This is a genomic window from Streptomyces sp. NPDC030838 (genome assembly GCF_055572035.1).
This window is the reverse complement of the sequence record NZ_JBVIED010000022.1, coordinates 51,850-73,132: the sequence shown is the minus strand read 5'-3', so window position 1 is coordinate 73,132 and position 21,283 is coordinate 51,850. Positions and strand designations below refer to the sequence as shown.

Sequence of the window (21,283 nt, the reverse complement as noted above, 5' to 3'; positions counted from 1 at the left end):
TTTTGTGCTCTTTTGTTTGGTCTGTGTTTGGGGGGCCATTGGGGGGGGTTCCTTTCCCCCCCCCCCCCCCCCCCCCCCCACGGTCATTTCGCTTCCGCCTGCTTCGCCGCCGCGTCGATCGCCGCAAGCGACTTCCGGACCTGGTTACGGTCCGTGGTGTACCAGAAGTCGGGCAGTGACGCCTTCAGATAGCTGCCGTAGCGGGCCGTCGCCAGCCGCTGGTCGAGTACGGCGACCACGCCCCGGTCCCCCGTCGCGCGGACGAGGCGACCGGCGCCCTGGGCCATGAGCAGCGCCGCGTGGGTCGCGGCGACGGCCATGAAGCCATTGCCTCCGGCCTCCTCCACCGCCTTCTGGCGGGCGCTCATCAGCGGATCGTCGGGACGCGGGAACGGGATCTTGTCCATGACGACCAGCTGGCAGCTGGGGCCGGGCACGTCGACGCCCTGCCAGAGCGAGAGCGTGCCGAAGAGGCAGGTCTTCGGGTCGGCCGCGAAGTTCTTGATCAGCTCGCCCAGGGTCTCCTCGCCCTGAAGAAGGATCGGGAACTCCGGGATGCGGGAGCGCAGCTCCTCGGCGGCCAGCTGTGCGGCGCGCATCGAGGAGAACAGCCCGAGGGTGCGGCCGCCGGCCGCCTGGATCAGCTCCGTCAGCTCGTCCAGCATGTCCGCGCGGTCGCCGTCCCGCGCGGGACGCGACAAGTGCTTGGCGACGTAGAGGATGCCCTGCTTGGGGTAGTCGAACGGCGAGCCGACGTCGACGCCCTTCCACTGCGGAAGGTCGTCGCCCTCCATGCCCTCGGGGCCGAGCCCCAGCGAGGCGCCGACGCCGTTGAAGTCGCCGCCCAGTTTCAGGGTCGCCGAGGTGAGGATCACCGACCGGTCGGCGAAAAGCTTCTCCCGCAGCAGCCCCGAGACGGACATCGGGGCGACGCGCAAAGAGGCGCCGAAGCGGTCGTGCCGCTCGTACCAGACGACGTCCCACTCGGAGCCGTTCGTGATCCGCTCAGCCACGTCGTGCACCGACTCGACGGAGGCCAGCGCCTGCTTGCGGACCGCGTCCTCGTCCTGCACCGACTTGTCGCGGGTCGCGCCGATCGCGGAGATCACCGTGCGGCAGGCGTCCCGCAGCGCCATCAGGGCATACGCGAGGTCTTCCGGGATCTCCTCCAGACGGCCGGGCAGGGCCAGCTCCATCAGCCGCTCGAAGCCCTCCGCGGCGGTCTGGAGCTGGTCGGCGGCCTTCTCGTTGACGAGTTTCGCGGCCCGGCGCACCGCACGGTTGACCTGGCCGGGGGTCAGCTCGCCGGTGGCGACACCGGTGACCCGGGAGACCAGCTCGTGGGCCTCGTCGACGATCAGCACCTCGTGCTGCGGCAGAACCGGGGCGCCCTCGATGGCGTCGATCGCGAGGAGGGCGTGGTTGGTGACGATGACCTCCGAGAGCTTGGCCCGCTCACGGGCCATCTCGGCAAAGCACTCGGCGCCGTAGGCGCACTTCGTCGCGCCCAGGCACTCCCGCGACGACACCGACACCTGGGCCCAGGCCCGGTCGGAGATGCCGGGCGTGAGGTCGTCGCGGTCGCCGGTCTCGGTCTCGTCGGCCCAGTCGCGCACGCGCAGCAGATCCTGGCCGAGCTTGCTGGTGGGCGCGGCCGCCTCGAACTGGTCGAACAGACCCTCTTCCTCGTCCTGCGGAACGCCCTCGTGGAGACGGTGCAGGCAGAGATAGTTCGACCGGCCCTTCAGCATCGCGAACTCCGGGCGGCGGCGCAGCAGCGGGTGCAGCGCGTCGACCGTGCGCGGCAGGTCCCGCTCCACCAGCTGGCGCTGCAGGGCCAGCGTGGCGGTCGCCACCACCACTCGCTCCCCGTGGGCGAGCGCGGGCACGAGATAGCCGAGCGACTTACCGGTGCCGGTGCCGGCCTGGACGAGCAGATGGGAGCCGTCGTCGATCGCCTCCGCGACGGCTTCGGCCATGGCCACCTGGCCGGGACGCTCCATGCCGCCGACGGCGGTGACGGCAGCATGCAGGAGTTCGGGGAGTGAGGGCTTTGTCATAGCGCGACCACCCTACGGCCCGGCACTGACAAACGTGGGGTCGCGGCCGGAGGGAGGGTCTGGATCAAGACCGTGGGGTTCTGGGGGTGGGGATCGGTTGGCATCGGTTCGGATCGGTTGGGGGCGGGGTGCGATCGAGCGGGGGAGGGATTTGTGCGGTGGTGAGGGGCTTGCGGTGATGAGGGGCTTGGGTCGGCGGTGAGGCTTCGGTCGATCGGCGAGGGCGGTGCGGCTCCGGTCGATCGGCGAGGGCGGTGCGGCTCCGGCCGATCGGCGAGGGCGGTGCGGCTCCGGCCGATCGGAAATGAGTGGGAACCGGATCGCTGCGAGCGGTGTACCAAAAGTGACGATGTCGTCGCACGGCGCTACAGAGGAGCGCGCAGGACCCGGTCTCTGATCATGAGGGCGGCCCGCTTGTCGGGCAGATCGACCTCGGCGGAGACACGGAAGCCGGCGCGCAGGAATGCGGACAGGGAGGGTGTGTTGCGAAGGTCGGGTTCCGCGATGACGCGGGCGCAGGCGGGCCGCTTGTCGAGGATGAGCTCGGTGACGGCTCTGAGCAGAGTGCTGCCGAGCCCTCGCCCTCGGTCGGCGGCACCGCCGATGAGGAGATGGATCCCGGTGTCATGAGGCCGGGCGGGGTAGTGACGGGCCAGCGGATCGAGGTCGGCTCGATAGAGCTCCCAGTAGCCGACCGGTGTGCCGTCCAGTACGCCGAGGCACGGAACGCTGCGCCCGTCGCCGGCGAGCTGTAGTCGGAGGTGTCGCTCGGTCACGCCCGGAGGACCCGCGAGTTCCCAGTACGCGGCCACCGCGGGGTCGTTCATCCAGCGGCTGATGAGCGCGAGGTCCCGCTCGACCTGGACGGGGACGAGCTGGAACGTGCCGACGGGGGTGGCAGTGGGGCCCCACTCGCCTACCCGGTCGAGCAGGTCTCCGTCGGGGAAGGGCGCGGCCGGCCCGACCGGCAGGCGGAGGTCCAGCGTGTCCTCGGTGTCGGCGCTCGCGTCGGTGGGAGACACGACGGCTCCTCTCGTGGTGCGGGACGGGTGAAGTCCCTCGGAGGTGACGGCAATGGGCGGAGGTCAGACATGCAGGGGGTTGGCGATGGTGACGTAGACGGACTGGGTGTCCACGGGACCGACGAGTTCGTCCAGGCCGTGCAGCCGGGTCAGGAGGTTGGCCTTGCAACGCAGGACGGGTGAGTCGAGCAGCCGGGCGGGCAAGGAGCTGCGCAGCCGACCGGGGCCACAGGCGACGCCGGTGAGGAAGTGGCGGAAGGCGGCGAGCAACAGGCGCTCGTCGGCGAGACGTTGGGAACCGAAGGCACCGATGAGACCGAACACGTTGTTGATCGCCAGGTAGTAGGCGAAGCGCTCGTCCGTGACCTCGTCGGAGACGAAGGTGTCGCTGTGGTCACCGATTCCGGGGAGTCGGGCATCGAGCTCCGCTCGGCGGGACTCGCGGAAGTAGTAGCCCTGGTTGTCACGGTAACGGCCGCCGGCGGGCCAGCCCTGGGAGTCCAGCAGGAGCAGCGTGTTCTGCTGGTGGGCCTCCAGCACGATCCCCGCCTCCCCGTCCAGCCACAGCACGGGCCGGACGACCTGTTCCAGGTAGCGCAGGAACCACTCGGCGGCGACCGCTCCGGGCGGCCGGCCGGTTCGTGCGACGAGCCTCGTGAGCAGCTGGGCGAGTCGGGACTGGGAGGGCTGGGCCGCCCGCACCGACGCTGGGGGCGCTACGAGCCCGGCGATGCAGGACACATCGTCCGAGGGAGCGAACGGGTTGTGCCGGATCATCACGTCGAGCCCGGCCATGGGGCTGCCGTCGGGTCCGTCGACGCCGAGCCAGGCGGGGTCCCGGACGATGTCGAAGCCCGGGTGGGCGGCCCGCCACCGCTGGGACAGCCCGGTGCGGAGCAGTCGGTGGACCTCCACACCACGGTGGAGCTCTTTGCGGAGGTTCTCGCGACGGGAGTTGGTGATGCGCAGGCCCAGGGACAGCTTGAGCATGGCCGGGCTTCCGGACCGGTACACGGTGCGCACGGAGGAGGTGGGATGCCAAGGGGAGCCGTAGGCCCCGAGGTCTTGGAGGAGCCCGGTGTCCAGCAGGGCCGCGACCTCGGGACTGTGCCGGAGCTCGCGGAACTGCCAGGGGTGCAGGGGCAGGGCGGCGTAGCCCGCCGGCAGGGACAGATCGGCCCCGGCGAGCCGGGCGGTGAGGTGGGCTGCGGGAACGGGTCGGCCGCGCTCGGTCCAGGCGGAGTCGGCGGCTAGCAGGGAGGGAGCGACAGCCAACCAGTGCAGAGGGAAGGAGCCGCGCAGTTCGGGTGAGTACGGCCGTGCTTCGGCCTCGGTGACGCCCTCGCGACTCTTCGGGGTCGGGTGGACGGGGTGACCGAGCAGGAGCGCCTGTTCGGCGGTGAGGAAGAGGTCGGAGTCGTCGCCGGGGGCGCCGCGGCGTTCACCGATGAAGGTGGCGACCCGGCGCACCGAGTCGGCGACGCGGGCGACGAGGTCGGAGCCGTGGCGGGGAGCCAGGGCGAGAGACATGTCATCCGCCCCGGGAGTCCTGGCCGGTGGTACGTCAGGCCTGCGACCGGCCCAGGACGCCTCTCGGGCGAGCAGGGCCGCGACGGTGACCGCGTCGGCCGGTGGGGACGGTCGCGGGGCGTTGGCCGGATACGGCAGTCCGAAGCGGTGCCAGCCGGTGGCGGACCAGTAGTGCACGGGGGCGAGGAGCGCGGTGCCGCTGGCGGGGAGGGGGATGCGGAGGGTGCCGTGGGTGGGAACGGGGATGCCGGCCTCGCGTACCCAGCAGCGCAGCAGGTTCTCCACGGCTGCGGACTCGGCGGCGATACGGGGGTCCGGGTGGTGAAGGAGGTCCTGCAGCTCGGGTCGGGGCTGCGTTCCGGTGAGGCCCGGCTCTGGTGGGCGGCGGTGGCTGTTGGCGGTGGGGGTGGTGTTCAAGGCGGTTCCTTGGAGGGACTTCCGGCTCATGGGGGACGAGCCGAGCAGTACGGCGATGAGGGCGGGCACGGAGAAGCCGTGCGCGGGTGGTGAGCAGACCGGCGGGAGGTAATCGGCGTGGTGACACAGACATGGGCATGGGTGGTCTCCAGGAAGGCTGAGAGTTGAGCGGCGCGACGGCCGAGGGAGCGGCACGTCCGCCGCGTGGGACGAGCGCGTGCCCAACGGCTGCCTCGCTACCGCGCGGGCTCGGTGGGGTCGCCGGACTCGTGCTGTCGTTGGTCGTGGCGGTGGCGCCGACGCTGAGAGGGCCACTGGTCCGGCTGATGTCGGCCGTGTGGGCTGTGCCGGCCGGCGGGGTCGCGGGCCACGGCCGCCAGCGCATCGGCCAGCCGGTCCAGCACGGCGGCGGCCTGCTCGTCGCTGATCGTCAGCGGTGGCAGCAGCCGTACGACGCCGGTGTCGCCGCCGTCGAGTCCGACGATCAGGCCCCGGCGCAGGCACTCGCGCTGCACCGCCGTGGCGAGACGGGGTGCCGGCGGGCGGGGAGGCCGGGCGGTGTACGGACCGGTCGCCGTCCGCGTGGCGTCCCTGCCGGGGCTGTACGACAGGGGGACACCGGCCGGACTGCCGCCCTCGCCCGGCGTGCACCCGGCCTCGTCCCGAACCGTTCCGGAATCCGCCTCGGGGTCCACGAGTTCGACGCCGATCATCAGTCCCCGGCCGCGCACCTCGCCGATGCACGGGAACTCGTTGGCGAGTTCGCGCAGTTGGGCGAGGAGCCGGGTACCGAGGGTGGCCGCTCGTTCGGCGAGACGGTGCTGCCGCACATGCGCGAGGGTCGCGACACCGGCGGCCATGGCCAGCTGGTTGCCGCGGAACAGGCCGGTGTGGGAAGCCGGTTCGCCGACTCCGCGTCGCGCACCCACCGCCGCATCCAGGAGGTCGTCCCGGTGGACGACGACGGCCAGGGGAAGGCTGCCGCCGATGGCTTTCGACACGATCATCACATCGGGCGTCACCCCGCTGTGCTCCACGGCCCAGAAGCTGCCGGTCCTGCCCACGCCGGTCAGCGACTCGTCGACGATCAGGGGGACGGACCGGGCAGCCGTGATCTGCCGCATCCGGCGCATCCAGTCGTCGGGAGCGGGGATCAGCCCTCCCTCGCCCTGGACGGGTTCGAGGATCACCCCGGCGGGAGAGGCGGGGCTGCGGGGCGTGCGCAGAGCGCGGGGAACTCCGTGCCGCCAAGGAGCCGACACCGGCGCATCGGTGCCGTCCAGCACCGCCTCCGTCCAGCGGGCCGCGAGGTCGGCGCCGTGGGGGCCGCCCACGCCGAAGGGGCAGCGGTAGTCCTGGGGGTAGGGCAGCGGGCGGCTGGTGAGGCCGAGGGCGCCCGGGTCTTCCGGCGCGTCGGGGCCGGCGGCGTGGCCGCTGCCGGTGAAGGCGAGGATCGGGCTGCGGCCGGTGGCGGCTCGTACCAGCGTGCAGGCGGCGGCCACCGCGTCGGTGCCGGCCGGGCCGCAGAAGCGTACGCGGGCGTGGTCGCCGAGGCCGGGCGGCAGGGTGCGCAGCAGTTCCGTGACGAAGGCCTCCTCGACGGGGGTGGTGAGGCCGGGCACGTTCAGTGGCGCGCCCGAGTCGAGGACCTTGCGGATCGCGTCGAGGACGACCGGGTGGTTGTGGCCGAGGGCGAGCGTGCCCGCCCCGGAGAGACAGTCGAGGTAGCGGCGGCCGTCGGCGCCTTCGATGGTCAGCCCGCGCGCCCGTACCGGCACGACGGGCAGGGCGTGCGGGTAGGTGCGGGCCGCCGGCTCGCGCGCCGACGGGCGTCGCAGGATCTCCTCAGTCACGGCCACGGCTCCTCGTCCTTCCCCTGTCCGCCGAGGAGTTGGCCGCTCGCGTCGGCCCGTCCGCCCCTCGCCCGCCGTGCCGCTTCCTCAGAACCCACCGCTACCAACCCCGCCGCACGCGCCGGGTTACGGGTTGCCGCAAGATCGGTGCCGTGGTCACCGCCTCCGGCTCACCGAGTTGAGTCGCATCGGCAACCGCTTGGCGCTTCCGGGTCAGCCGAGAGCGGCGTGCCGTTCCCGCTCGGTCAGTGGCGGGCCCTGGAGCAGGGGTTTCCTGGGGCCCAGGAGCATGGGGACGAGAATGTCGGGCGAGAACAGGCGGGTGGCGGGCTTCTCGAGGCTCATCACGTCCAGGAGGGCCGCGAGAGCCCGGGGGTTGCGCGCCCCGGTCTCCACACAGCGGTCGACGTAGCGGGCGAGGAACCGTTCGACGGGCGTCGGCGCGGTGTCCGTGGCACCGGGGTAGAAGGCGTCCTGCCCTACCGCGAGGTCCCAGGCCGCGGCTACGGGCCGGGCGGCCGCGCGCTGGAGTCGGCGCGCCGTTCCGGGAGCGGTGATGTCGATGGTGCGCAGGACGTCGCGGACGGCGAGCGCGCACTGCGCGGCGACCGTGAGGCCATGGCCGTACACCGGGTTGTAGCTGGCGATGGCGTCTCCGAGGACGAGGAAGCCGTCGGGCCAGTGGGCCATCTTCTCGTAGTAGCGACGGTGATTGGCGGTGCTTCGGGTGGTGGCGACGTCACCGATCGGTTCGGCGTTCTTGAGCAGTTCTCCGATGACGGGGTCGCCCAGCCCGAGGGCGAAGTCGATGAAGGCGTCCGGGTCGCCGGTGGGTTCGCCGCCCCGGGTGCCGGACAGGGTGACGATCCACCGGCCGTTCTCGATGGGCAGGATGATGCCGCCCTGACCGGGCGCCTTGGCGGGATTGGCCTGCACGTTGACGAGCGGGAACGTGGAGTCCGCGGTGGACCCCGGCGCGTGGTAGAGGCGGGTGGCGTAGGCGACGCCGGCGTTGACCTCCCGCTCGCCGACCGGCGGGAGTCCGAGCGCGGCCAGCCATCGGGGTGTACGGGAGCCACGGCCGGAGGCATCCACGACGAGGTCGGCGGTGAGAGTGCGCTCCTCGCCCTCGGTCCGGACGCGGACGCCGGTGACGCGAGAGGCGTCGCCGAGCAGTTCGAGGGCGGTGGCCTCGGGCAGGAGGCTGATCCGGTCATCGCTCAGGACCCGGGTGCTGAGCCTCGCGTCGAGGAGCGGACGGGAGCAGACGAGATTGCGGTGATGAGTGGCGGTGAATCGACGGAACCAGACCTCGTTGGGGGCACGCGAGACCATGTCGCCCATGATGTGCACCAGGCGTGCGCCGTCGGCCACGGCCTCGTCGACGACACCGGGAAGCAAGTCGTCGAAGGCCTGGACGCCGCCACTCCAGACCAGGTGGGCGTGGCGGGACTGAGGAACGCCACGGCGGGGTTCGGGCGAGGTGGGGAGTGTGTCGCGTTCGACGACGGTGACGTCGGCGGACTCGGCGAGAGCCGCCGCGGCGAAGAGTCCGGCGGCACTCGCCCCTATGACCACCGCGGTGGGCCGGCGGGTGGCGGGTCTGTCAGTCATCTGCGTTCATGCTTTCTGTGCGGCCACCCGCGGGCGGATGGTGACAACTGTGCGGGCCTGACACGCCGCCGCCGACGGGCTCGGTGTCCGACGTGCGGGCGGCGCGCGGACCGTCGTGAGCCGCGGGTGTTCGTGCGCCCGTGGTCCCCAGGGTGTCGGCGAGGAACTCCGCCAGACGCTCGGTCATCAGGGCCCGCCGGCGGAGGCTCGCGAGGGTGCGGGGGCGGGTGAGGCTGCGGGAGATGGCCTCGAGGTGGTCGGTGACGTCGTTGCCGATGTGCGAGGGCTGTGCGCTCGCCTCGCGCCGGGTCCCCGTGCTGTAGGAGTGGAGCGCCGCTTGGATCGCGACGGCGCCGGCGAGGCCGCGGGCCTTCGTGTCGTCGTGCTCCGCGGATGCCGCCTGGTAGGCCAGCCGGTGGAGGTCGTGGTCGAAGTGGGGGGCCAGTCGCAGCAGTCCGTCGTGGATGTGCTGCTGCCGCTGCAGCAGGCGCAGGTCGAGCGGGGCGAATCGGCTCACGCGGGCCCGGGCGGTCGCCGGAACCACGTCGTCGATGACGCGGGCGAGGGGCCGCAGCCGCCAGTGGGCGAGCTGTTCCCGCGGCCACTTCTGCAGGAAGGGCCCGATGACGGGGAGGAGGAAGCCGATGGCCATCAGGGTGGCTCCGAGGATGGCGCAGGGCGGAGCGACGTGGGTGCTCAGGCCGTCCCAGTCGGTTCCCGTCCAGCGGGCTCCCATCGCGGTCAGCTTCGCCAGGGCGTAGAGGACTCCGAAGGCGTATCCGGTCTGGAGGAAGCGCAGTCCCGACTTCAGCCATGGCGCGCTGACCTGGGGTATCCAGGACCTGATCAGGGAGGCCGCGACGAGCGTGGAGACGAGGAACTCGAGCAGGTACAGGAGGATGTGCTCACGCATCCACGGTGTCGTGGCGTAGTAGGTGTCGAGGTCGTAGATGCGCTCCTCGGGCACGTCGGCCAGGAGGAAGGTGACCCACAGGGCGGTGATGGTGCCGGCGTGGATCATCCAGACGGCGCGGACGCGGCGGCGGCGCCGAGGGGACGGCTCCTCCCGCCAGGTGATGATCATGGCGAGGCAGGCGCCGGAGAATCCGGTGAGCAGGGAGTAGCTCCAGGGTGCCGCGATGTTCGGTACGCCCGTCACCGTGTTGATCTTGTGGATGGTCACGGGCGTCACGGATATGAAGACGCCCGAGGCCCACAGCAGGACCACCCAGGTCGCACGCGCATCGGGGTTGCGCCAGGACCGCAGGAACGTGGGGAACTTGGCACCGAGCCCGGCCACGAGCAGCACGGTGGGGAGGGCGTAGGGCAGGTGCAGGTCGGTGAGGTTCATCCGAGTATCTGCCCACCGCGGTGGCTGAGGGAGAGGTCGATGCGGCCTTCCACCGTGGTGGGGCTGACCGGTCCTCTCGCGTGCCGGCCGGTCATCCAGGCGCGGACCTCGCGGCCGAAGAGCAGGCCGAAGGTCTCGGCGTCCGCCTCGTGGTCGTCCATGGACACGGCTCGGCCGGCGATGGTCAGCAGTGCCTGGCGCGGGACCTCATGGGCGGCGAGGATCTCCTCGGCCGCTCGTCGCAGGACGCCGGGAGCCCGGTCCGCGGCGAGTGCGCGGGCGGCCGCGGGCAGCCCGGCGACGTGGTTGCCGCATTCCCCCTGCTCTTCGTGCCATAACTCGTGCCCGAGAATGACCAGCTGGGCCTCGGGGACGGCGCGGTCCTCGACGACGATGATGGAGCGGTCGCCGCAGTCCAGGCGCATCCCCGAGACCGGGATGTCGTCGGGGAAGGCGCGGAGCGCCAGCTGAACGGGCCGGCCGCGGCGGACGCTCATCGCCTGGCAGAAGCCGTGCATGACCGTTGCGGGATCGGCAGGGCGCCGGATGATCGTGGACGCTTCCCTGCCGAGGTCGGCAAGGAGCGATTTCATCGCTCTCGTGCTCACTGGTCGGTGTCCTCCTTCCTGGGCAGCACCGAACGGATCACTCCCTCGAGGAGCCGCTCCAGCGCCTCGGGCGTCATGGAGCCGTGCCGGCGCAGGTCCGCGGCCCGGACTCCGTACTTCCTGAGCAGAGCCTCGACGGGGTCGGCCTCCGGGCTCTCCAGCTGGGCCAGGAGGGGCGTCAGAGCGCGGTTGAGCGCCTTGTCGGCGGGGGCGGTGAAGAACGCCTCGCCGGCCTCCAGGCCGAAGAACTCCGCGAGTTTGTGCAGATGCTCGATGTTGGGCACCTTCTTGCCCTCGAGGATCAGGCGGGCCCAGACGTCCGAGACGTTCAGGCTGCGACCGACCTCGGCCGCGAGTGCTGCCATCTTCCTGCCGGTACGCCGGAGATCGGCTTCGGCCAGCACCCGGATGCGCGCCGAGACCCGTTGGGTGACGGTGTCGTCGGGCGGCGGGGCTCCCTCGAGCAGCGCGCGGACGACGGGCTCGGGCAGGGCGGTGCCGACCGCGAGCTCGTGAGGGTCGAGGAGTACGGCCCTGTCCAGGCCTCGCTCCTCGCCGATCGCGTCCAACCGTCGCAGCGTTTCCGCTAGTTGACGGGGTGCCGCCACCACTGTGCTCCCAGGGCTTCCGAAGGCTGAACGGTCTCGTGCGCTGTCCGCACTCTACGGGCCGCCTCGGCTTCGCTCAACGATCGTTTACCAGCCACAAATGACCGTTGACAGCGCGGGTTGCCGAGCCGCCCCGAGCGGCGGACACACGCCCCGGCACCAAGTCCGACGCCCAGCCGGCCACCAAGTCCGGGGCCATGCCGGCCACCAAGCCCGACACCAGGCCCAACACCGAGCCCGACACCAGGCCCGCACCCCGACAACCGGGCGGATCCCAGGACGAATTGCCAGGTCGGTCAGCCCGTAGCGGAACCGTTGCCGTTCCGTCGGAAGTCCCCCTCGGCGAGCGCATAGTGTGGGGCCATTCCCGGAAGGCCGTGAGAGCAGCCCGAGTTCCGTGCGGACTCGGGCGGGCTCGCGGCCGCCGCGCCAAGTCCGTACACCTCAGGGGGAGTAACAGCATGCGATCCACACGGCCGTCGTTCACCGCTCGCCGGGAGAGGAGCGGGCGCCGTAGAACCTCCCCCGTGCTGACCGCCGTGGCCCTGGCCTCGGTGCTCACGCTCACCGCCACCGCCTGTGAGTCGGGCGACGCCGAGGCGGGCGGCGAGGCGACGGCGTCCGCCGCGGCGGGGGACGACAAGATCCAGATTCCGGACGACATCAAGGACCGTCTCAAGGAACACGGGATCGACATCGACAAGTGGCGGGACGGCGCCTGGAAGAACTGGAACAAGGACGACTGGCTGCGCGAGGCCGAGGACTTCGTCAATCCGATCATCGAGGACCTGTGGGACCCGGACCGGATGCGCGAGGCCGAGGAGCCGGACCAGGAGGTCGACGACAGCGACATCTCCGGTGACCAGGGCGTGACCGACCCGGAGCCCGCTCCGGTGGAGGCGGAGGCGGTGCCGGCCTCGTACCACGCCAACGCTCCCGAGGCGGGCAAGGTGTTCTTCGACTCCCCCGAGGGCACGATGGTCTGCTCGGCGACGGTCGTGAAGGACCCGGCGAACCCCGGCAAGTCCAACCTGGTGTGGACGGCGGGGCACTGTGTGCACGCGGGCAAGAGCGGCGGCTGGTACCGGAACATCGCGTTCGTGCCGTCGTACAACGACGCCGGCAAGTCGGCCGCGGAGCTCCAGGACGCCACCAAGGAAGAGGTCGCCCCGTACGGCGTCTGGTGGGGTGACTGGGTGCAGACCTCGGACCAGTGGATCGAGCAGGGCGGTGCGACCGGCGGTGACGGCGCCCCGTACGACTTCGCCGTCATCCACGTGACGCCGGAGGAGGGCAGCGGCGGTAAGTCGCTGGAGGAGATGGTCGGTTCGGCGCTGCCGGTGGACTTCAACGCCCCGGCCGTGCCGAAGATCGAGAGCATGACCGCGATCGGGTACCCGGCGGCGCCGCCCTACGACGGCCAGAAGCTGTACCGGTGCGAGGACAAGCCGGGCCGGCTGTCGCTCAACACCACGGACCCGACCATGTACCGCATCGGCTGCACCATGACCGGCGGTTCGTCCGGCGGCGGCTGGGTCGCGACGGGCTTGGACGGCAAGCCGGCGCTGGTGTCCAACACCTCGATCGGCCCGATCACGGCGGGCTGGCTGGCGGGCCCGCGGCTCGGCAAGGAGGCCAAGGCCGTGTTCGACGAGGTGAGCGGCAAGTTCGCCGGCCAGTGACGGCCGGCTGAGGAGGCGCGGCGGTGGGTGTCGTGTGCAAACCTTCACCGTCCCACCGCCGTTCGCCCTCAACCCCACGGGCATAGTGGGGTGTCGCATGCACGAATCGAGTCCTTCGCGGACTCCACTCCACCCATGCATGACAAGCACATGACATTCACGCGTTCACACGGGGGTCATCGCACCATGCGTTCCATACGCACGCCCGCAGCGCCGCAGCGGCGTCGGCGCACCGTTCTCGCCGCCACCGGCCTGGTCGCCGCCCTGGCGCTCACCGCCACCGCCTGCAACGGCTCCGACGAGGACAAGGCGGCCGGCCAGCCGGACGCCACCACCTCCCAGGCCGCCGACGGCGCCGGAGACGGCAAGGTCGGCATCCCGTCCGACATCACCGACCGGCTCAAGGAGCACGGCATCGACGTCGACGACTGGAAGAACGGGGGCTGGAAGAACTGGGACCAGGACAAGTGGCTCAGTGAGGCCAAGGACTTCGTCAACCCCGTGATCGAGGGGCTGTGGAAGCCGGAGCGGATGCAGTCCGCGAAGGAGGCCGACAAGACGGTCACGACGAAGGACACGTCCGCCGGGCAGGGCGTGAGCGACCCGGAGCCCGCGCCGGTCCAGGCCACGGCCGAGAAGACGCCGTACCACGACAACGCCGCCCCGGTCGGCAAGATCTTCTTCGACTCCCCCGAGGGCTCGATGGTCTGCTCGGGCACGGTCATCAAGGACAAGAACCACCCGGGCAAGTCCAACCTCGTCTGGACGGCCGGGCACTGCGTGCACGCGGGCCAGAACGGCGGCTGGTACCGGAACATCGTCTTCGTCCCGGCCTTCAACGACCTCGGCAAGTCCGAGGCCCAGCTGAACAACGCCGACCCCGTCGAGATCGCCCCCTACGGCAACTGGTGGGCGGACTGGGCGTCCACCTCGAACGGCTGGATCGAGGGCGGCTCGGACACCGGCGGCGCGGGTGCGGCGTACGACTACGCCGTGCTGCACGTGAAGCCGGAGCAGGGCTCGAAGTCCCTGGAGGAGACCGTCGGCGCCGCGCTGGACGTGGACTTCTCGGTCCCGGCCGCGGCCGAGGCCGGGAAGATGGGCGCCTGGGGCTACCCGGCCGCGCCGCCGTACAACGGGCTGAAGATGTTCAAGTGCATCGACCAGCCGGGCCGGCTCTCGCTGGCCCCGTCGCTGCCGACGATGTACCGCATCGGCTGCACCATGACCGGCGGCTCGTCCGGCGGCGGCTGGTTCCGGGTGGTGGACGGCGAGACCAAGCTGGTCTCCAACACCTCGATCGGCCCGGCCGACAACACCTGGCTGGCGGGCCCGCAGCTGGGCCGGGACGCCCAGGCGCTGTACGAGAACATGAGTGAGACCTACGGCGGCCAGTGACGCCGCGGGACGTCCACGCACACCGAAGGCCCGCTCCCGCGTATCGCGGGGGCGGGCCTTCGGGCCGTTCTGGTGCGTGCGTCAGAGCGCCGAGGCGGGAGCGTACGGCGTCAGCTCCGCCGCCAGCTCCTCGTGCACCCGGACCTTGAGCAGGGTGCCCTCCGCGGTGTGCTCCTCGGAGATCACCTCGCCCTCGTCGTGGGCGCGGGCGACCAGCTTGCCGTGCGTGTACGGCACCAGCGCCTCGATCTCGACCGCCGGACGCGGCAGTTCGTTGTCGATCAGCGCCAGCAGCTCCTTGATGCCCTGGCCGGTGCGGGCCGAGACCGCGATGGAGCGCTTCTCGATCCGCATCAGCCGCTGGAGCGTGAGCGGGTCCGCCGCGTCGGCCTTGTTGATCACGACGATCTCGGGTACGTCGGTGGCGCCGACGTCCCTGATCACCTCGCGCACGGCGGCCAGCTGCTCCTCGGGGGTCGGGTGCGAACCGTCCACCACGTGCAGGATCAGGTCGGAGTCGCCGACCTCCTCCATCGTGGAGCGGAACGCCTCGACCAGGTGGTGCGGCAGGTGCCGGACGAAGCCGACGGTGTCGGCCAGCGTGTACAGCCGGCCGCTCGGCGTCTCGGCCCGGCGCACGGTCGGGTCGAGGGTCGCGAACAGGGCGTTCTCGACCAGGACGCCCGCGCCGGTGAGGCGGTTGAGCAGCGAGGACTTGCCGGCGTTGGTGTAGCCCGCGATCGCGACGGAGGGCACCTTGTGGCGACGGCGCTCCTGGCGCTTGATGTCGCGTCCGGTCTTCATCTCCGCGATCTCCCGGCGCATCTTCGCCATCTTCTCGCGGATCCGACGCCGGTCCGTCTCGATCTTGGTCTCACCGGGACCACGGGTGGCGAGGCCACCGCCCTTGCCGCCGCCCATCTGCCGGGACAGCGACTGACCCCAGCCTCGCAGCCTCGGCAGCATGTACTGCATCTGCGCGAGCGCGACCTGCGCCTTGCCCTCTCGGGACTTGGCGTGCTGGGCGAAGATGTCCAGGATCAGGGCCGTACGGTCGATGACCTTGACCTTGACGACGTCTTCGAGGTGGATGAGCTGGCCCGGGCTGAGCTCACCGTCGCAGATGACGGTGTCCGCGCCCGTCTCGATCACGATGTCGCGCAGCTCCTCGGCCTTGCCGGAGCCGATGTAGGTGGCCGCGTCGGGCTTGTCACGGCGCTGGATCACGCCGTCGAGCACGAGCGCGCCCGCGGTCTCCGCGAGGGCCGCCAGCTCCGCGAGGGAGTTCTCCGCGTCCTGCACGGTCCCCGAGGTCCAGACGCCGACGAGCACGACGCGCTCCAGGCGGAGCTGCCGGTACTCGACCTCGGTGACGTCCTCGAGCTCGGTGGAGAGGCCCGCGACGCGGCGCAGAGCCGCGCGCTCGGAGCGGTCGAACTGGTCGCCGTCCCGCTCTCCGTCGATCTCGTGGCTCCAGGCGACGTCCTCTTCCATCAGGGCATCGGCCCGAAGACCCTCGGGGTAGTCGTGCGCAAGGCGCTTGCGCTGGGTGTCCTGGGAAGGGGAAGAAGAGGAGGTCATTGGGTCCTTACGTCGTTGGGGATTCCGTCTGTGCGGGCGGAGCTGTTCCGTCACTGCTCACAACGCACGAGTGCCCCGGGAGATTCCCGTGCCCGTGCCGTGCCTGCCTGAAGATGGTCGCACGGCACGCCCCGTCTCGTCACCGTGTTATCGCCGGGCCGCCCCTGCCATTGTCCCCCGGCTATTTCTCGGCCGTCTTCGCGGGAGCGTCCGACTTCCAGTCCGGGTGGCCCGGCATCGGCGGGGTCTTCTCGCCGTAGAGCCAGCCCTGGAAGAAACCGGCGAGGTCGCGGCCGGAGATCTCCGAGGCGAGCCGCACGAAGTCGGCCGTGCCGGCCGTGGCGTCCCGGTGGCGGCTCACCCACAGCCGCTCCATCCGATCGAAGGCGGTACGGCCGATCTCCTGGCGCAGGGCGTAGAGGATCAGGGCGGCGCCGTCGTAGACGTTGGGGCGGAAGATGCCGAGGCGGCTGCCGGCAGCGGGCGCCTTGGGCGCGGCGGGCGGCCCGCCGGCCGCGCGCCAGCGATCGGAGGCGCGGTACGCGGCCTTCATCCGGGCTTCGAGGGGCCGGTCGGCGTGTTCCTCCGCGTACAGCGCCTCGTACCAGGTCGCGTGCCCCTCGTTGAGCCACAGGTCGGACCAGCTGCGCGGGGCGACGCTGTCGCCGAACCACTGGTGGGCCAGCTCGTGCACCATGACCGACTCGACGTACCACGCGGGGAAGCCGGGATCGGTGAACAGCTCTCTCTCGAAGAGAGAGAGCGTCTGCGTCTCCAGTGCGAACCCGGTGGACGCGTCCGCCATGAGCACGCCGTACGTCTCGAAGGGGTACGGCCCGACCTTGCGCTCCATCCAGGCGATCTGGTCGGGGGTCTTCGCCAGCCACGGTTCGAGCTGCTTGCGGTGCTCGGTGGGGACGACGTCCCGTACGGGCAGCCCGCGCGGGCCGGTGCGGTGCAGCACCGTGGAGCGGCCGATGGACACCTGGGCGAGTTCGGTGGCCATGGGGTGGTGGGTGCGGTACGTCCAGGTGGTGGCCGCGCCGGCCCGCTCGACGTCGGCCGGCAGGCCGTTGGTGACGGCCGTGTAGCCCTGGGGCGCGGTCACCCGGAAGGTGAACATGGCCTTGTCCGAGGGGTGGTCGTTGCAGGGGAACACCAGGTGGGCGGCATCGGCCTGGTTCGCCATGGCGAGGCCGTCCGCGGTCCGCACCCAGCCGCCCTCCCGGCCCGTCCCGGCCACGGGCTCGCTGGTGTGCCGGACGGTGATCCGCATCGACTGCCCCGCGGGCAGCGGCTCCTCGGGCGTGATCACCAGGTCCTCGGCGGCCGTGGCGTACGCGGCGGACTCGCCGTCGATCTCGACCGACTCGACCTTCCCGCGCGCGAAGTCGAGATTGACGCGGTCGAGGTCGTCGGTCGTCCAGGCCACGATCGTGGTGACCGCCGTCAGCGGCTTGTCGTTGGCGCCGGAGTAGGCGAAAGACAGGTCGTACGAGGCCACGTCGTAGCCAGGGTTCCCCAGGTGCGGGAAGAGGCGGTCACCGACGCCCAGCGGGTCCGGCGGGCCGGCGGCGGCGACGAGGCAGACGGTGACGGCGGAGGCGAGCAGCGCGGTCTTCAGCCGTCGGGGGGCACGGGTGCGGGGGGTGAGCGGCATGCCCCACGGCTACCAGCGCGCGCCCCGCGCGCGGCGCCGACGCGCGCCGGGCCCACTCGAACGGGCTCCCGGCAGGGGCCCGCGTGGGCCCCTCGGGCGCTGTCGTCCCTCGTCAGTGCGCCGAAGCGGGGTGCTGCGCCCGGCGCACGTCGTACACGCCCGGGACGTTGCGCATGGCGCGCATGAGGGCGGGCAGCCGGGCCGCGTCGGGGAGCTGGAGGGTGTACGTGTGGCGCACCCGCTGCTGGCTGGGAGGTTCGACGGTGGCGGAGACGATCTCGGCGCCTTCCAGGGCGATGGCCTCGGTGAGGTCCGCCAGCAGATGAGGGCGGCCGAACGATTCAGCGACCAGCGTGACACGGCAGCCCGTCGTCTCGGTCCCGCTGGCCTCGCCCCAGCGCACCCCGATCTCCGCCCGGCCCGTGCCCTTCATACGCGTCACGGCCGCGCACTGGACGCGGTGAACGGTCACCACTCCCCCGCGCACCGCGAACCCGGTGACCTCGTCGGGCGGTACGGGCGTACAGCAGCCGGCGAGCCGTACGGTCGCGCCGGGGCGGTCGGCGACGGCGGTGACGGAGACCGCCGGGGCAGGTGCCGGAGTGGCCCGGGGCGCCACCGCGTCGACCCCGGCAGAAGCCTCTGAGGCCTCCCCGGTCTCCTCACTCTCCTCAGTCACCGGATGCGCCGCCAGCCACCGCTGGATGGCGATCCGCGCGGCCGGTGTATGGGCGTGCTCCAGCCACTCGCGGGAGGGCTCGGAGGCCGGGTCCTGCCCCATCAGCAGCTGGACGGTGTCGCCGTCCCGCAGCACTGTGCTCAGCGTCGCCAGCCGCCCGTTGACGCGAGCGCCGATGCACGCGTGCGCGTCCTCGCCGTACTGGGCGTACGCGGCGTCCACACAGGTGGCGCCCTCGGGCAGGCCGAGGGCGCCGCCGTCGGGCCGGAAGACGGTGATCTCGCGGTCCTGCGCCAGGTCCTCGCGCAGGGTGGACCAGAACGTGTCGGGGTCGGGCGCGGCCCGCTGCCAGTCGAGGAGACGGGAGAGCCAGCCGGGCCGGGTGGGGTCGACGCGCTCGCCGTCCGCCGCGGCCTGCTCTTCGGAGGGCGCCGCATAGGGGTTGCCGAGCGCGACCACACCCGCCTCGGCGACCTTGTGCATCCGGTGGGTGCGGATGAGGACTTCGGCGATCTGGCCGTCGGGGCGGGCGACGGCGGTGTGCAGCGACTGGTACAGGTTGAACTTCGGTACGGCGATGAAGTCCTTGAACTCGGAAACCACCGGCGTCATACAGGTGTGCAGTTCGCCCAGGACGGCATAGCAGTCGGCGTCCTCGTTCACCAGCACCAGGATCCGCCCGAAGTCGGCCCCCCGCAGCCGGCCGCGCTTGCGGGAGACCCGGTGCACGGAGACGAAGTGCCGGGGCCGGATGAGGACTTCGGCCGGGATGTCGGCCTCGCGCAGCACGGCCCGCATCTCGTCGGCGATCTCGGCGAGCGGGTCGTCGGTGCGGGCCGCGTTCTCGACGATCAACTCCCGGGTGTGCTCGTACTCCTCAGGGTGCAGGATGGCGAAGACGAGGTCCTCCAGCTCGGTCTTGAGCGCCTGGACGCCGAGCCGTTCGGCGAGGGGGATGAGGACGTCCCGGGTGACCTTGGCGATCCGGGCCTGTTTCTCGGGGCGCATCACGCCGAGGGTGCGCATGTTGTGCAGCCGGTCGGCGAGCTTGATCGACATCACCCGGACGTCGTTGCCGGTCGCGACGAGCATCTTGCGGAAGGTCTCGGGTTCGGCGGCCGCGCCGTAGTCGACCTTCTCCAACTTGGTGACGCCGTCGACGAGATAGCGCACCTCCTCGCCGAACTGCTCCCCTACCTGATCCAGAGTCACGTCCGTGTCCTCGACCGTGTCGTGGAGTAGGGAGGCGGTCAACGTCGTGGTCTCCGCGCCGAGTTCGGCCAGGATCAGAGTCACCGCGAGAGGGTGCGTGATGTACGGCTCGCCGCTCTTGCGCATCTGGCCGCGGTGCGAGGACTCGGCCAACACATAGGCGCGGCGCAGCGGTTCGAGGTCGGCGTCGGGGTGGTGGGCGCGGTGGGCGTCGACGACATGGCCGATGGCGTCGGGCAGCCGGTCCCGGGCTGCGGGGCCGAGCAGTGCGGCGCGGCCCAGGCGGCGCAGGTCGATCCTGGGCCGGCTTCTCCTGCGCGGGGCCGCGGGCGCCGTGGGCGCCATGGCGCTGGTCACGGGGTCCGTCACAGCGCCTGGGCTCGCAGGGTTCGTGGCCTCCGCACTCATGGGCACCTCCGGCTGCGTGGACCGGCGGACGGGGTGCCCCAGGGCGGACACGGCTCTGAGGGCGGCGACGTCTCCCCCGTCCGGGCCGGTGCTTGATGCTACCGAGCCCATCACGCGCGGCTGACCGCCTCTCGCCGAGCGTGAAACGGATCACCCATTCGAGCGAAGGTGGGGACGGTGAGGGTTGGACGAGGGTGAGCCGGGCCGGACCGCGCGCGGTGACGTGGGAGGAGCCGGGTCGCGCGGGGTGCGTCCGGAGGAGCCGGGTGGCGTGGGGTGCGTCCGGAGGAGCCGGGTCGCGTGGGGTGAGTCCGAAGGAACCGCCGCGCGCGGTGCCCCGGGATGAGTCGAACCGCGCGCGGGGACCGGGACGAGCCGGACCCGCGGGTGAGCCCGGAGGAGCCGGACACGCGGGGTGCCCGGGATGTGCCGGACCGCGCGGGGTGGGCCCGGGCGCGTGGGGTGACCCGGGACGAGCCGACCCGCGCGCGGTGACCCGGGAGCGACCGCGCCGCACCGCCCGGGAGCAACCGCGCCGCACCGCAAGGAAGGGACCGCGCGGTCCGATCGGGCACCGGCCCATCAGCGCATCGGCCCGTCAGCGCAGCGCACCGTCAGCGCAGCGCAACCGTCAACGCATCGCGTCCGTCAGCCACTCCCCGTCGATCTCGCCCTCGGCGACGATCACCGCGGGGCCGGTCATCTCGATCTCGCCGTCGGGTCGCTCGGTGATCACCAGGCGCCCGCCGAGGACGTCCACGGTGTAGGTGACGGGCGCCCCGGTGACGGCCGGGTCGGCGCCGTCCCGGCGGGCGGTGGCGACGGCGACGGCGCACGCGCCCGTGCCGCACGAGCGGGTCTCGCCGGAGCCGCGCTCGTGCACGCGCATCGCGACGTGGCGGGGGCCGCGGTCGACCACGAACTCCACGTTCACGCCGTCCGGGTAGGCGGTGTCCGGGCTGAACGGCGGCGGGCTGAGCAGGTTCCCGGCGTCCGCCAGGTCGTCGACGAAGGCGACCGCGTGAGGGTTGCCCATGTTCACGTTCCGCGCGGGCCAGCTCCTCTCGCCGACACTCACGGTGACGTCCCCTTCGGGCAGCCGTGCCTTGCCCATGCCGACGGTGACGTCCCCGTCCTTCGCGATGTGCACGGTCTTCACGCCACCGCGCGTGGCGACGGCGAGGTCGCCCTCGGCCACATGCCCGGCGTGCTGGAGGTAGCGCGCGAACACGCGTACGCCGTTGCCGCACATCTCCGCGACGGAGCCGTCGCTGTTGCGGTAGTCCATGAACCACTCCGCCTCGGCCGCCATCTCCTTGGCCTCGGGATGGGCGGCGGACCGCACCACGTGCAGCAGTCCGTCACCGCCGATGCCCGCGCGGCGGTCGCACAGCGCGACGACGGCGGCCGGGGGCAGGTCGATGGCGTTCTCGGGGTCCGGGACGATCACGAAGTCGTTCTCGGTGCCGTGGCCCTTGAGGAAGGCGATCCGCGTGCTCATTCCTCGATCGTACGGGGTGGGTACGACAACGGGTCGCCGACCGGGTCGCCGACCGGGTCCGCAGCGCGCCCGCGCGGGACGCCCGCGCGCTTCGCGCCG

Annotated in this window: 14 protein-coding genes; 2 read left to right on the top strand and 12 right to left on the bottom strand. The window is 71.8% G+C overall.

What is annotated here, in order from left to right:
* Nucleotides 1-83 precede the first annotated feature (83 nt).
* From ACZ42A_RS38085 to ACZ42A_RS38050, 8 genes are all read right to left on the bottom strand, one after another.
* Nucleotides 84-2,060, bottom strand: a complete 1,977-nt coding sequence (locus ACZ42A_RS38085; protein WP_468531956.1) for an ATP-dependent DNA helicase — start codon at nucleotides 2,058-2,060, stop codon at nucleotides 84-86.
* Nucleotides 2,061-2,425: 365 nt separating this feature from the next.
* A complete protein-coding gene (locus tag ACZ42A_RS38080; RefSeq protein WP_468531955.1) occupies nucleotides 2,426-3,082 on the bottom strand; it encodes a GNAT family N-acetyltransferase in 657 nt (218 codons plus the stop codon).
* Nucleotides 3,083-3,145: 63 nt separating this feature from the next.
* The gene (locus tag ACZ42A_RS38075) at nucleotides 3,146-5,029 is read right to left on the bottom strand and encodes an IucA/IucC family protein (protein ID WP_468531954.1); all 1,884 of its coding nucleotides are present in this window, start codon (nucleotides 5,027-5,029) and stop codon (nucleotides 3,146-3,148) included.
* A 236-nt stretch (nucleotides 5,030-5,265) separates the two neighbouring features.
* A complete protein-coding gene (locus ACZ42A_RS38070) occupies nucleotides 5,266-6,882 on the bottom strand; it encodes an aminotransferase class III-fold pyridoxal phosphate-dependent enzyme (protein ID WP_468531953.1) in 1,617 nt (538 codons plus the stop codon).
* Nucleotides 6,883-7,095: 213 nt separating this feature from the next.
* A complete protein-coding gene (locus ACZ42A_RS38065; protein WP_468531952.1) occupies nucleotides 7,096-8,496 on the bottom strand; it encodes an NAD(P)/FAD-dependent oxidoreductase in 1,401 nt (466 codons plus the stop codon).
* Nucleotides 8,489-9,847 carry an MAB_1171c family putative transporter gene (locus ACZ42A_RS38060; protein WP_468531951.1) on the bottom strand — a complete coding sequence of 453 codons (1,359 nt, stop codon included), beginning with the start codon at nucleotides 9,845-9,847 and terminating at the stop codon, nucleotides 8,489-8,491. Before ACZ42A_RS38060 ends, ACZ42A_RS38065 begins: the two co-directional genes overlap by 8 nt.
* Nucleotides 9,844-10,440 (bottom strand): toxin, encoded by a 597-nt coding sequence (locus ACZ42A_RS38055; RefSeq protein ID WP_468531950.1) that lies wholly within the window; start codon nucleotides 10,438-10,440, stop codon nucleotides 9,844-9,846. Before ACZ42A_RS38055 ends, ACZ42A_RS38060 begins: the two co-directional genes overlap by 4 nt.
* Before the next feature lie 11 nt (nucleotides 10,441-10,451).
* A complete protein-coding gene (locus tag ACZ42A_RS38050; protein WP_468531949.1) occupies nucleotides 10,452-11,024 on the bottom strand; it encodes a hypothetical protein in 573 nt (190 codons plus the stop codon).
* A 500-nt stretch (nucleotides 11,025-11,524) separates the two neighbouring features.
* Between ACZ42A_RS38050 and ACZ42A_RS38045 the strand changes: the two genes are divergently transcribed.
* Nucleotides 11,525-12,745 carry a trypsin-like serine peptidase gene (locus ACZ42A_RS38045; protein ID WP_468531948.1) on the top strand — a complete coding sequence of 407 codons (1,221 nt, stop codon included), beginning with the start codon at nucleotides 11,525-11,527 and terminating at the stop codon, nucleotides 12,743-12,745.
* Nucleotides 12,746-12,931: 186 nt separating this feature from the next.
* Nucleotides 12,932-14,143, top strand: coding sequence for a trypsin-like serine peptidase (locus ACZ42A_RS38040; protein ID WP_468531947.1), 1,212 nt, complete (start codon nucleotides 12,932-12,934; stop codon nucleotides 14,141-14,143).
* A gap of 81 nt (nucleotides 14,144-14,224) precedes the next feature.
* Here ACZ42A_RS38040 and hflX read toward each other — a convergent pair whose 3' ends face one another.
* From hflX to dapF, 4 genes are all read right to left on the bottom strand, one after another.
* Nucleotides 14,225-15,724: a GTPase HflX gene (hflX, locus tag ACZ42A_RS38035; protein WP_468531946.1), complete on the bottom strand. Its 1,500-nt coding sequence runs from the start codon at nucleotides 15,722-15,724 to the stop codon at nucleotides 14,225-14,227.
* Nucleotides 15,725-15,905: 181 nt separating this feature from the next.
* Nucleotides 15,906-17,384 (bottom strand): M1 family metallopeptidase, encoded by a 1,479-nt coding sequence (locus ACZ42A_RS38030; protein WP_468531945.1) that lies wholly within the window; start codon nucleotides 17,382-17,384, stop codon nucleotides 15,906-15,908.
* Between the two features lie 112 nt (nucleotides 17,385-17,496).
* A complete protein-coding gene (locus ACZ42A_RS38025; protein WP_468531944.1) occupies nucleotides 17,497-19,683 on the bottom strand; it encodes a RelA/SpoT family protein in 2,187 nt (728 codons plus the stop codon).
* 631 nt (nucleotides 19,684-20,314) lie between these two features.
* Nucleotides 20,315-21,184 (bottom strand): diaminopimelate epimerase, encoded by an 870-nt coding sequence (gene dapF, locus ACZ42A_RS38020; protein ID WP_468531943.1) that lies wholly within the window; start codon nucleotides 21,182-21,184, stop codon nucleotides 20,315-20,317.
* Nucleotides 21,185-21,283 lie beyond the last annotated feature (99 nt).

Excerpts from the sequence above, each read along its gene's own strand:
- ACZ42A_RS38045 (WP_468531948.1), top strand. The coding sequence starts at position 11,525 with ATGCGATCCACACGGCCGTCGTTCACCGCTCGCCGGGAGAGGAGCGGG.
- dapF (WP_468531943.1), bottom strand. The coding sequence starts at position 21,184 with ATGAGCACGCGGATCGCCTTCCTCAAGGGCCACGGCACCGAGAACGAC.
- ACZ42A_RS38040 (WP_468531947.1), top strand. The coding sequence starts at position 12,932 with ATGCGTTCCATACGCACGCCCGCAGCGCCGCAGCGGCGTCGGCGCACC.
- ACZ42A_RS38085 (WP_468531956.1), bottom strand. The coding sequence starts at position 2,060 with ATGACAAAGCCCTCACTCCCCGAACTCCTGCATGCTGCCGTCACCGCC.
- ACZ42A_RS38065 (WP_468531952.1), bottom strand. The coding sequence starts at position 8,496 with ATGACTGACAGACCCGCCACCCGCCGGCCCACCGCGGTGGTCATAGGG.
- ACZ42A_RS38060 (WP_468531951.1), bottom strand. The coding sequence starts at position 9,847 with ATGAACCTCACCGACCTGCACCTGCCCTACGCCCTCCCCACCGTGCTG.
- ACZ42A_RS38055 (WP_468531950.1), bottom strand. The coding sequence starts at position 10,440 with ATGAAATCGCTCCTTGCCGACCTCGGCAGGGAAGCGTCCACGATCATC.
- hflX (WP_468531946.1), bottom strand. The coding sequence starts at position 15,724 with ATGACCTCCTCTTCTTCCCCTTCCCAGGACACCCAGCGCAAGCGCCTT.
- ACZ42A_RS38030 (WP_468531945.1), bottom strand. The coding sequence starts at position 17,384 with ATGCCGCTCACCCCCCGCACCCGTGCCCCCCGACGGCTGAAGACCGCG.
- ACZ42A_RS38025 (WP_468531944.1), bottom strand. The coding sequence starts at position 19,683 with ATGAGTGCGGAGGCCACGAACCCTGCGAGCCCAGGCGCTGTGACGGAC.